This is a genomic window from Streptomyces sp. 11x1, assembly GCF_032598905.1.
Classification (GTDB): domain Bacteria; phylum Actinomycetota; class Actinomycetes; order Streptomycetales; family Streptomycetaceae; genus Streptomyces.
This window is the reverse complement of the sequence record NZ_CP122459.1, coordinates 121,228-131,521: the sequence shown is the minus strand read 5'-3', so window position 1 is coordinate 131,521 and position 10,294 is coordinate 121,228. Positions and strand designations below refer to the sequence as shown.

The window sequence follows — 10,294 nt, the reverse complement described above, 5'->3', positions numbered from 1 at the left end:
TGCCTCGCTGGAGCGACTCGGCGACGTTCTCCGCCGCCTGACGCCAGACCGAGCAGGTCAGGAACAGGCTCTCGCCGTCCTTCCACTCGTTGGTCTGACGGTCGAACACTCGCGGGGTGGAGGCGACGCGGAACTTCGCCACCGGCGCCCCGGCGGGAGTGAAGCGGAGTTCTGGGTCGTCGACGAGGTTGCCGACGACGGTGATTACGGTCTCGCCTGCCACGGCGGGATCCTTCCTGCAGGGGCCGGCCCGGACCTGCCGGGCCGGCCGGTGGGCCCGGGGCTAGGAGAAGAGCAGCTTCCAGGTGAGCGGGCCGGGCAGGCCGTCCGCGTCACCGGCCAGCTCCTTGCGCGAGAGCTGGAAGTCGCGGACGTTCTTGCGGTCGGCATCCGACCACCTCGGACCGGGCCGTGAGGTGTAGTGCTTGCCGAAGCCCTTCTTCACCAGCTGCTTGCCGAGGGCGGTGATGTGCGCGTTGCTCTTGCCGGGGCCGAATGCGTCGCTGCCCGGGAAGGGGGGCGTCGGCTTCGGGGCGGCATTCCCCGGGAGGGTGCCGAGCAGCTTCTTCAGCGACGCCTCGCCGGGCACGCCGTCCGCGTCGTCGCCGCTGAGACCGAGGGACTTCTGGTAGTCGCGGTAGTTCTCGGTGTCGGCGTCCGTCCAGGTCGGGCCCGGACCGCTCGTGTAGTGCTTGCCGAACCCGGCCTTGACCAGGGCCTTGCCGACCTGGGTGACGTGGTCGCCCTTGGCGCCGTAGCCGTACGTCAGCCCGTTGATGGTGACCTGGTAGCGAGGGGCGCTGGAGGACCCGCCGTTCGGGAGGGAGCCGCCCGGGTCCGGGGCCGGCTGGTAGTCACCGGCGGGCATGCCCGCCTTGACCCACGCGTAGAGCTTGGTGCCGGGGCAGGAGGTGGCGATCCCGTCCCGGTGCCCGCGCTTGGCGAGGGTGCGGCCCATCTTCCGGCACGCCTCCTCGTGCAGGGCGCGGCACGCGGCGAGGGCCTTGGCGCTGGGCTCCTGGTCGCCGCCAATGGCGATCTGGACGCCGATGCCGCTGATGTTGTGGTTGGGGCAGTGGGCGCCCTGCAGGCCCCAGCCGCGGCCCTCGTAGACGTTGCCGGCCTGGTCGACGACGAAGTTGTAACCGACGCCGGACCAGCCGTTACCCAGGTGCTCCGCCTCGATGGCCCGCATGATCGCGTAGCCGGTGCGGGTGATGTGCGCGCCGCCGTCATAGTGGACGAAGAACTCGGTGCGCGCCGACAGCGGAACGGACGCCGGGGTGCCGTTCCAGGCCTTCGCGCCCCAGGCGGCGCGAGAGATGATCTTCATGGGGTGCTGTGCCTCCGGTGACGGGTGATCGGGAAGGCAGCACCGTGCCGGGCGCGACCGGTTAGCGTCGCGTGCTCATTCGACGATGTCGGCGTCCACGACGTCGTCGTCCAGCTGCTCGATCTCGGGCGGGTACTCGACCGCGTGCAGAGTGACGGCCAGGCGCTGCGCGAGGCCTTCGAGGTCCGCCTCCACCTGCTCCTCGCCGTCGTCTTCAGGGGCGAGTTCCGCGTCCAGGCCGTAGCCCTCGACGTAGTCAGATCCGTGCTGGTGGGTGAGGTACCAGGCGGAGGCCTTCCAGTCGGGCACCTGCCGCTTGACGGTGGTCTCTTCGACGATCTGGCCCGTGACCGAGTCGCGGAACTTCCGGGTGACCTCTTCCAGAACGGCGCCGCCGGCCCCAGCGCGCTGGATCTGCGCCATGGCGCGGGCCGCTGCCTGTGCGCGGGCACTGGTGACCTTGTCGAACAGGTCGACGTACGGGACTTCCGCCGCTTCGGGAGTCTGGCCTGCACTGATGGCGAGGGCCTGGTCGCGGCCGCGGGTGAGCCAGTAGGTGAGGGTGCGGCGGGAGATCCCGGCGAATTCGGCCGCGTTGCCGAGGGACAGGCCCATGCGGCTGCCTTCCACGAGCCGTTCGATGACCTGGTCGGTCATCAGGCGTGGGCGCAGCATGACGGCCGGGATGCGGGGCGGCCGGCGCGGCTTTCGACGGGGCATGGCGAGAACGTACGAATCGGGCGGGTCTACTGTCCGGGCGTGAACGGCTCTCCGCAGGCGGGGCAGCACACGGTTCGGGCCCGGTCGTTGTCGCCGCTGTCGGCGAAGTCTCCGCCCGTCCCGCCGAGGTCCTGGAGTTCGTCGGCGTCCGGCGAACCGCCGGGCAGCGACTCGGGGTCGACTTGGCGCAGGAGTTGTTCCATCTCGTCGTCGCTGTAGTTCAGCGAGTCGAACAGGGCCGCGTCGCCGGTGGCGAGCTCTTCGAGGTACTCCGCGAGCGAGCGGGAGTCCCAGCCGGCCGCCTCGGTGAGCCGGTTGAGCTTGATGATCACCGCTTTGGCTTCGAGGTCGTTGCGCGAGGACCATCCGCGCTGGACAGGGACGAGCCAACCGCCGTCGTCGTCGATGAGCAGGCCGTCGGGCAGGCGCGCGCCGCGGCGGGCCTGCATCTCTATCAGGGCCTCGCGCCGACCGTGACCGCCGATGATCAGCCCGGTGCGCTCGTCGACGATGCCCTGGTCGAGGAAGCCGTGCGTCTCGATCGACTCGATGATCCGCTCGATCTCGTGCCGCTTGGGGTTGCCGGGGCTGGGCGTGAGGTCGGTGAGCGGGACGTACGACGTGTAGCGCGGCGCGGCGATCGTGCTCATGGGACCCCTCGGTGACGCGGTGGAGGTTTCCCCGGCGGCAGTGGCACGGTCAGCGAGCCCGCGGACTTCTACCGCGGCGCCCCGGTGTCTCGCTGGACGGGGCATGCCGTCATGGCCGGACCGTGTCGTGCCGCCGGGCCGGGCCGTCCTGTTCCGGAAAGGCCGAACCGGGGTCACCCGGTGCTGCGCGTGTGCACGGCGCACAGTCGTGGTGACCGCCGCAGACCGTAGGGAGGCAGATCGGCTTGCGTCGCGTGCTGCCGGGTGATCGACGTCCGGCACATCCGTACTGTATGGTTCACGTACTCAAGCCAACGGCGATTCAGTCGCCGGGGACTGGTGTAACGAATGGCATGCCTGCCGCGTCTGAAGGGCTGTCATCGCAGCACCGGGCCATGGGCACCACCTCACCCTTACACCCCGGGACACAGCGAACCTGGGGGGAAGGACACACATGAGCCAGGACAGCGCGACCGTCGCGGACGTCGTCGAGACGGGCAACCTCGACCGCGACGCCCTGCTGATGCGCTTCATCAAGAGCGTCGTCGACGAGCGCTACGAGGACCTCCTTTCGGCCGCCGACGCCGCGCGCCTCGCCGAGTACGCCGAGAAGGACACCACCACGGTCAAGCCGAAGTTCGGTGACCTGGTGCTCGGCTCGCGTACCGTCGCCGAGCCGAAGGACAAGCTGATCATCGACGACGAGCAGGCGTTCACCTCGTGGGCCGAGCGCGACAACCACGGCACGTGGAAGTTCATCGTCGACCCCACGTGGAAGAACGCGACGCTCAGGTACGCCACATGGGACGAGGCGAACCAGGTCGCCGTCACCAAGACCGGTGAAGTCATCCCGGGAGTGAAGCTACAGAAGGCGCCGCCGCCGTCCAGCGTCACGCAGAAGCCCAGCCCCGACGCGTTCGCCAAGCTCGGCGAGATGCTGCGGAGCGGCCAGTTCGCGGTCGACCTGCGCGCCCTGCTTCCCGCGCCCGAGGACGCGGTCGAAGCCGCGCAGTAGCCGCCCTCCCCACGCTTCGGGGGGCCCGCCACCCCCCCCGGCCGGGCCGCCCCTCCCGAGGAACCCATGAACGCCATCACCATCCCGTCCGCAGTCCACACCCGTCTGCGCAGCGCCGGCGTCCCGGCCCACGCCTGGGTCGTCGCCATCCACCTCCTCGTCGATACCGACGAGGCCGGATGGCGCACTTGCCACGCCCTCGCCGACGCCACCCTGATGACCACCCACCAGATCCGGCAGTCCGCGCGCGCCCTGGACAGGGCAGGCCTCATCGAACGCGACCGCCGCTACGCCAACATCGACGGTCGGAAGACGACCACGACGTCGTACCGGCTCAAGGACGGCACCCGATGACCGCCGCTACCGGCTCGCTCCAGGAGCTCGACGACCTCGCCCCAGAGCTGGAATTCCGAGCGGGACGCATGCCCGACGTGCAGTTCACGCAGGTGCCCAACTGGGTGTTTCTCGCTGACGGCATCAAGCCCCAGGCGCAGGCCCTGTACGTGCAGCTCGTGATGCACCTGAACAGGTCCCGTGGCGACAGCTTGGTCTGGCCCTCGCAGAAGTCTCTCGCTGCACGCCTTGGGCTGAGCCGAGTGCAGTCGCTCACCCAGTACGTTGAGCAGCTTGAAGCGCTCGGCGCGATCGACGTCGAGAAGCAGCGCTACCAGGGCAAGATGCGGCAGCGGTGCGTCTACACCATCCACATGGTCCCGCCGGACGGTTATACCGGCCCCATGGACCTGGACCAGTGGTCCGCTGCCCACGAGGACCTCCTCCGGGGGAAGAAGCCCACCGCGCAGGCAGAGGCGCCCAGCCCGGCCCCCAAGCCTGCCGTCGAGCCGACAACGGCCCCCGAGACCGACGACGCCGCGAGCACTCCGGCGGCACCCCCCGAGCCGAAGACCCGCAAGACGCGGAAGAAGGCCGAGAAGTCGCCCGAGGAGCAGGCCCTGGAGGACAAGGCCACCGCGGGCGCGGAATGGTGGTGGGGCCAGCGGAAGACCAAGGAGAACCCGAACCCGAAGCCAGGCCGTCTCGCTGAACTCGTCACCCTCAAGAAGATGGCCCCTTACGTCGGCAATAAGTCCAGCGCGTATCACGCCACCCGGACGCTGATCCTCAACGCCCTCAAGGCCAACTACGCCCCCGGAACCATCGCCAAGGCACTGGAAGACGGCGGTCGAGCCTTCCCCTCGCGGCAGCAGTTCGAGGACGCGTGCGCCGCTGCGGCCGGCGTGAGCGTCAACCGCCCGCGCGCTGGCGGAACGGGCCGCGCCCCCGCCTACAACGACGATGCGACCTGGGGCGCCCGGAAACAGCAGAAGACCGGTCAGCCTCGGCCTGCGAAGCCCGCTGAAGAGGACGAGTTCGGGCTGCGCGGACTCGCCGACTCAGCATGACCGCCGACCACTCGTCCCCAAGGAGCAGCGACGTGCCCCCCACCGACACCCAGTACCCGGCGCGAGGCATGGTTCCCGCGGTCGCGGCGATGCGCCAGGCCCTCCGTGACCTTAGGTCGGGGACGCTCGACACCACCGGCTTCAAGCCCCTCCCGGACGAACTCGCCGATGAGGCGCTGGACGACGGATACGCGGCCGTACGACAGAAGGCCTGGAACACGTCCCTGCGGCTCGCCAGCCACGACAGTTACGCCCACTGGACGCTGAACCGGCTCGACGCGGCGGAACAGCACCGCGACCGGTTGCGTGACTACGTCACCGCACTGTCCTGGGCGATAAAGAAGAGCGTCGCCCCACCGAAACTGAACGCCATCGCCTACGGCAACACGGGCTCCGGCAAGACCACCGCCATCATCGCGGCCGGCAACTACGCCGTGCAGAGCGGCCTGCGGACGCGCTACCTCAAGCACACGCAATACCTGGAGTGGCTGCGCCCCAACCGGGCCCCGGCCGGTTACACGGAGCAGGAAGTCGTCGAGCTGTACACCACGGACAAGACGCAGCTCCTGATCCTGGACGAGGTGTGCAGCGGCATGGACAACCCGAGCGACTGGGCGCGTACGCAGTCGGAACATCTCGTTGACGCCCGCCGAGCGGCTGGCCTGCCCACCCTGGCCGCCACGAACCTCACGAGCGAACGCATCATCGCTACCGTCGGGTCGCGGTTCTTCTCCCGCCTGGCTGGAGGCGCTGGCCTGTTCGAGATGCTCGGCGACGACCGGCGTTGCCCGGTGAACTGGGGAGAGGCTGAGGATGACGAGCCTGCCGTCACCTGGGGCTGAGCGGCCGTCAGCGCACGACCCGGGCGGACCAAGGTCATTCTGTTCTATGGTGTCCAACGACTCCGGGAGTCACAGCGAGCCTCCGGAGCAACACCGCAGAAGGAGTGATCAGTGGCGTCCGCACAGGCCAGTCCCATCGTGACCATCGGCGAGCGCAGGGCCAAGAAGTGGAACGACAACCAGCAGCGGGCCGTCTTCTACGCGTCGCTCGGCCTCATGCTGGCCTCCATCACCTCAATTCGGTGGGCCTGCACCATCATCGGCTTCCCCACCGCAGCCGCCTGGCTCGTCGCGGTCTCCTTCGAGTTGCTGGTCGCCATCATCGGCGACGCCGCATCGTCGACCCGGCGCACGAACGACGACGGTTCCAAGGGCGGCTACTACGGGAGCCTGTGGGCCATCTTCACCTTCATGCTCATGCTGGCGATGACCGCGAACGTGGGGCACGCCGTCTTCACCATGGGTGAGGCCTTCACCGACGGCGGCATGCCCGAGTTCCTCACGGACTACCAGGGCGAGGTCATGGGCCTTGGCGCGGCGTTCGCGGCCGCGGTCCCGCTCGGCGGCACCTTCGGCTTCCACGTGAGCGGCTTCCTCCGCAAGTACGGCGCGGGAGCCGACTGGGTTGACGAGGACGGCACCAAGCAGACCACCGCCGTCCAGGACGAGCCGCGCGGCCGCCGGCGTAAGGCTGCCGTCCCCGCCCCGGCCGCAGCGCAGACGCCGCGCCCCACCGTCCGCGCGACCGTGCCGGACCCGGCGCCCAAGTCGCCTGTCCCTCCTGTCGATGAGGCCAAGAAGCCGGCCCCGTCCCCCGGCGAGGCCGCCACGACCGGCGTTCTCAGCGAGGACCAGGTCTACGAGAAGATCAAGCAGGCGCTCGACGCTGGCGATGATGACCGCCTGAAGCCGAGGGGCGACCTGAGCGGCACGAGCATCGGGCAGATGATCGGGCGGGACCGGAGCCAGGGGTCGCGGATGCGCGTGCGACTCATCAGCCGCTACCTGGCTGAGACCGACAACCACAACGTCCCTGAGTGGCTGGTGCAGCTCACCCAAGGGGCCTGAGTACTCCGCTTCCCGGTGGCCCGTCTCCTGCAGTCAGGAGGCGGGCCACCGGCGTTTTTGCGCTCCCCCAGCCCTCCCGTCTCGCCCAGTTCAGCTATACTAGAAAAACGTACAGCTCGGATGCTGGGGGAGAGGTTAACCCCCTGCGCCCCGCACCATCGCCCGGTCACAGCGAAGCCAGGCGATGCACACACGCCAAGATCAGGGAAGGCGCAATGGCTCCAACCACCGCACCCGCACCTCCGACACGCCTGCAGACCAGAAAACCCAACGGCCGGATCGGCTGGCCCCTGGTCGTGGTCGCCGGGGCCGAGAAGACCGGCAAGTCCCACATGTGCGCCGAGTTCGCCAACTCGGACCTGATCGGCCGGCTCATCTGGATCCCCATTGGCGAGAGCGACGTCGACAGCTTCGGCCAGATCGCCGACTTCGACATCGAGGACGAGCAGGACGGCACGTACCGAGGTCTCCTCAACACCGTCCGCAAGGCCGTCGCCGAACCCCGGGCCGACCCGAACAAGCCGAACGCGATCGTCCTGGACTCCGGCACCATCCTGTGGGAGCTCCTGCAGGACGAAGCCGACATCATCGCCCGCAGCCGCGCCGCAGAGAAGGCGGCCAAGTACAACCGGCAGGGGCCGAGCGCGGACGACGACGTCGTCATCGGACACAGCCTCTGGAACCGGGCCAAGGACCGGTGGCGCCTCGTCATCAACACCCTGCGACGGCACGACGGCCCGGTCATCGTCTGCTGCCGACTCGACGAGGTCACGGAGTTCGACGCCCAGGGCAACCCCACCCGCAACCGGACGTGGAAGGTCAAGTCCGAACGCAGCCTCCCCTACGACGCCACCGTGGTCCTGCAACTCCGCTCCTACCGGCGTCCCACACTCACCGCGGTGCGCTCCCTTGTCATGCAACTCGCTCCCGACGAGGAACGCACCCGGCCGGGGCTGACGCTCGATGCCCTGATGCGCGACCTCGGGATGGAGCGGAACATCAGCGTGCCGCCCGCCCCGTTCGTCGAGCCGCAGCCGGAAGCGGGCCTTCACGAGTTCGAGCGTGAAGCCGAGCAGCGCGTCGCAGCCAACGCGGCTGCTGCCGAGATGCGGCGGCACGCCACCGAGGGCACCGTGCCCACCCCCCAGGACGTCGGCCAGCACATCGCCCAGGCTCTCCGCGACGGCAGCGACCCCCGCCGGGCTCTGCTGATGGTGCGCACGGCCTACACTGCGACGATCCTGCAGCGCGTCACGATCCCCACGAAGCTGTGGGGCCACGTCGACGCCAACACGGCGATCACCAACCTGCTCGCCGACCTGAACCGGACCGCGTCCACCAGCGGGACTGGCACCCCAGGCAGGCCGCCCCAGCCCGAGCGCAGCGACACCGGAGGCACCCCGCCACAGAACGACAGCAGCGCCGGTACGACCCACCAGGCGAGCGACGAGAGGCAGAAACCGACCGAGCCGCCGACGAGCACTCCGCCCGCGTCCCGATCCGCCCCTGCGCCGGAGAGGGCAGCCCCGGGGGACGAGCCCAGGTCGGCGAAGCCAGCCACCACGAAGGCAGCGCCCCGACAGAAGACCCGGCAGCAGCAGCAAGCCGAGCGCGTCCGGGAAGCCGTCGAAAAGGAAGCCGAGTACCAGGCCCGCGTGCTGGTCATCGGCAAGCACGAGCACCTGGCCGACATCATGCCCGCGAGCGGACGCACCGAGGACATCACCACGTACGACCTCACCGAGTTCGTGAAGGGCGCCCGCCCCGCCGTGAAGGAAGCCCTCGTCGCCGCCGGCGAAGCCGCTACGATCAGCGCGTACGCGATGGCGCCCGACGGACCGTGCATGACCATCGACGACGTCTTCGCCAACTGCCAGATCCTCAAAGCTCCCTCCTGACGTGGCGTGACGTGACGCGCGGCCCGCACGCCCCACCGGCCCACGGCCGCGCGCACGCACGCACGCCGCGAGCGTCACGTCACGTCACGCCATTCGCACGCCGGACCGGAAGCCGCACGCCCGGCAGAACCGTGCGCGAGGCCTTGGCTGTGCTTACACACTGCAACCCCCGAGCGTGCACGACTCGGTCCCACGCACGCTTCCCGCACGCCGTGACGCATGCACACCTGCACGCCCGGCGAGGGCAGAGCCGCACGCGCACGTCACTCCGCACACCCCGGCACGACCCTTCGCGCACGCACGCGGTGGACCCCGTGCACACGTGCACGCCACGGCGCACGCACGCCCCGCCGCCCGCACGCACACCCCCGGCACCCCGCGAGCGTGAGCGTGCACACACACCCGTGCACTGCTTTGAACTGCGCGAAGATGCCGTGCACGGGGATCCAGGCGTGCACGGCGGTGGAGCCACGAAGAGCTGAGTCGACCGGTTGCGCCGTGCGACAGCCGACCTGTGCACACCCGCGACGGCGCCTCCGCCATTCCCGCTCGCACGCCCCGCCGGGTCCGACGCACGCTCACCACCGTGCGAGCCAGCCCCGCTCGCACGCCCTGCCGGGTCCGACGCACGCTCACCACCGTGCGAGCCAGCCCCGCTCGCACGCCCGGCAGCGCGGACACGCGTGCGCACAGCACAAAGGGCACGCCCCGGCGGACGCGCCCTTGATCGACAAGCCGTGCGTGCGGCTACAGCCGGTTACTGCCCGCCGGGCGGTGAACCGTCCTTCGCGCGTGGCTTCTTCCGCGCAGCTCGGTCCTGCTCTTCCTCCGTGCGGAGCAGCTTCAGGAACTCCTCCGGGTGTCGGCGCGCGAGCTCTTCGGCCGCACGGCGACGCGGGTTCCGGCGGGTGGGGAAGCGGCCCCGCCGTGCGGGGTAGGCGTCCATCACGAACTGCAACAGCGCCTGCTCACGCTCCATGGCCGCACGGAAGTCCGTGAGCCTCTTCTCGTGGGCCCGCCGCGACTCGCCCTCCACGGGCACCAGGTACTGCTCGGCCGCCCGGTGCAGCGACTTCGCCGCCTTCATCGTGCGCCGGGACAGCTCGTCGGAGCGGAACGCGAGACCGGTCACTGTCCGGGGCACCTGGCGCTCATCGGCGGGCACCTCCTGGACGAGCGCGGCGAACTCGGCCGCGAACTCCTCGTCGCTGAGCTGCGTCAGGAACTCGATCTCGTCGTCGACCTCGTCGCGGCTCGGCCCGTGATCCGATGCCGGCATGTATGCGTCCTCCGTAACGTGCGGCTGTGGCCCCCAGGGGCGCAGAGGTGGCCGCCTGGCGACCGAACCCACCACGTGCCTGGATC

General features: G+C 69.9%; 11 protein-coding genes. 6 read left to right on the top strand and 5 right to left on the bottom strand.

The features are described 5' to 3' along the window. From ssb to P8T65_RS47080, 4 genes are all read right to left on the bottom strand, one after another. Nucleotides 1-223 (bottom strand): single-stranded DNA-binding protein (ssb, locus tag P8T65_RS47095; RefSeq protein ID WP_316732118.1); only part of this gene is annotated, 223 nt, incomplete at its 3' end. Nucleotides 224-283: 60 nt separating this feature from the next. Next, entirely contained in the window at nucleotides 284-1,333 is a 1,050-nt protein-coding gene (locus tag P8T65_RS47090) for a peptidoglycan-binding protein (RefSeq protein WP_316732117.1), read from the bottom strand. A gap of 75 nt (nucleotides 1,334-1,408) precedes the next feature. Further along, on the bottom strand, nucleotides 1,409-2,053 hold the full coding sequence (locus P8T65_RS47085) for a hypothetical protein (RefSeq protein WP_316732116.1): 645 nt from the start codon (nucleotides 2,051-2,053) through the stop codon (nucleotides 1,409-1,411). A 26-nt stretch (nucleotides 2,054-2,079) separates the two neighbouring features. Then, nucleotides 2,080-2,703 carry a ParB N-terminal domain-containing protein gene (locus tag P8T65_RS47080; RefSeq protein WP_316732115.1) on the bottom strand — a complete coding sequence of 208 codons (624 nt, stop codon included), beginning with the start codon at nucleotides 2,701-2,703 and terminating at the stop codon, nucleotides 2,080-2,082. A gap of 454 nt (nucleotides 2,704-3,157) precedes the next feature. Between P8T65_RS47080 and P8T65_RS47075 the strand changes: the two genes are divergently transcribed. The 6 genes from P8T65_RS47075 to P8T65_RS47050 all read left to right on the top strand — a co-directional run bounded on the left by P8T65_RS47075 (nucleotide 3,158) and on the right by P8T65_RS47050 (nucleotide 8,929). Further along, nucleotides 3,158-3,718 (top strand): hypothetical protein, encoded by a 561-nt coding sequence (locus P8T65_RS47075; RefSeq protein ID WP_316732114.1) that lies wholly within the window; start codon nucleotides 3,158-3,160, stop codon nucleotides 3,716-3,718. Nucleotides 3,719-3,784: 66 nt separating this feature from the next. Then, complete coding sequence (locus P8T65_RS47070; RefSeq protein WP_316732113.1) at nucleotides 3,785-4,072, top strand: hypothetical protein; 288 nt, start codon at nucleotides 3,785-3,787, stop codon at nucleotides 4,070-4,072. Continuing rightward, the gene (locus tag P8T65_RS47065; RefSeq protein ID WP_316732112.1) at nucleotides 4,069-5,121 is read left to right on the top strand and encodes a hypothetical protein; all 1,053 of its coding nucleotides are present in this window, start codon (nucleotides 4,069-4,071) and stop codon (nucleotides 5,119-5,121) included. The genes P8T65_RS47070 and P8T65_RS47065 overlap by 4 nt, the downstream gene beginning before the upstream one ends. A gap of 32 nt (nucleotides 5,122-5,153) precedes the next feature. After that, the gene (locus P8T65_RS47060; RefSeq protein ID WP_316732111.1) at nucleotides 5,154-5,963 is read left to right on the top strand and encodes an ATP-binding protein; all 810 of its coding nucleotides are present in this window, start codon (nucleotides 5,154-5,156) and stop codon (nucleotides 5,961-5,963) included. A 111-nt stretch (nucleotides 5,964-6,074) separates the two neighbouring features. Continuing rightward, nucleotides 6,075-7,031 carry a hypothetical protein gene (locus P8T65_RS47055; protein WP_316732110.1) on the top strand — a complete coding sequence of 319 codons (957 nt, stop codon included), beginning with the start codon at nucleotides 6,075-6,077 and terminating at the stop codon, nucleotides 7,029-7,031. Between the two features lie 215 nt (nucleotides 7,032-7,246). Continuing rightward, nucleotides 7,247-8,929 (top strand): AAA family ATPase, encoded by a 1,683-nt coding sequence (locus P8T65_RS47050; protein ID WP_316732109.1) that lies wholly within the window; start codon nucleotides 7,247-7,249, stop codon nucleotides 8,927-8,929. Nucleotides 8,930-9,686: 757 nt separating this feature from the next. Here the strand turns inward: P8T65_RS47050 and P8T65_RS47045 are convergent. Continuing rightward, nucleotides 9,687-10,208 carry a hypothetical protein gene (locus P8T65_RS47045; protein ID WP_316732108.1) on the bottom strand — a complete coding sequence of 174 codons (522 nt, stop codon included), beginning with the start codon at nucleotides 10,206-10,208 and terminating at the stop codon, nucleotides 9,687-9,689. Nucleotides 10,209-10,294: the final 86 nt, after the last annotated feature.

Bases quoted from the DNA above. Each gene is read 5' to 3' on its own strand.
- P8T65_RS47090 (WP_316732117.1), bottom strand. From the start codon at position 1,333: ATGAAGATCATCTCTCGCGCCGCCTGGGGCGCGAAGGCCTGGAACGGC.
- P8T65_RS47085 (WP_316732116.1), bottom strand. From the start codon at position 2,053: ATGCCCCGTCGAAAGCCGCGCCGGCCGCCCCGCATCCCGGCCGTCATG.
- P8T65_RS47080 (WP_316732115.1), bottom strand. From the start codon at position 2,703: ATGAGCACGATCGCCGCGCCGCGCTACACGTCGTACGTCCCGCTCACC.
- P8T65_RS47075 (WP_316732114.1), top strand. From the start codon at position 3,158: ATGAGCCAGGACAGCGCGACCGTCGCGGACGTCGTCGAGACGGGCAAC.
- P8T65_RS47070 (WP_316732113.1), top strand. From the start codon at position 3,785: ATGAACGCCATCACCATCCCGTCCGCAGTCCACACCCGTCTGCGCAGC.
- P8T65_RS47065 (WP_316732112.1), top strand. From the start codon at position 4,069: ATGACCGCCGCTACCGGCTCGCTCCAGGAGCTCGACGACCTCGCCCCA.
- P8T65_RS47050 (WP_316732109.1), top strand. From the start codon at position 7,247: ATGGCTCCAACCACCGCACCCGCACCTCCGACACGCCTGCAGACCAGA.
- P8T65_RS47045 (WP_316732108.1), bottom strand. From the start codon at position 10,208: ATGCCGGCATCGGATCACGGGCCGAGCCGCGACGAGGTCGACGACGAG.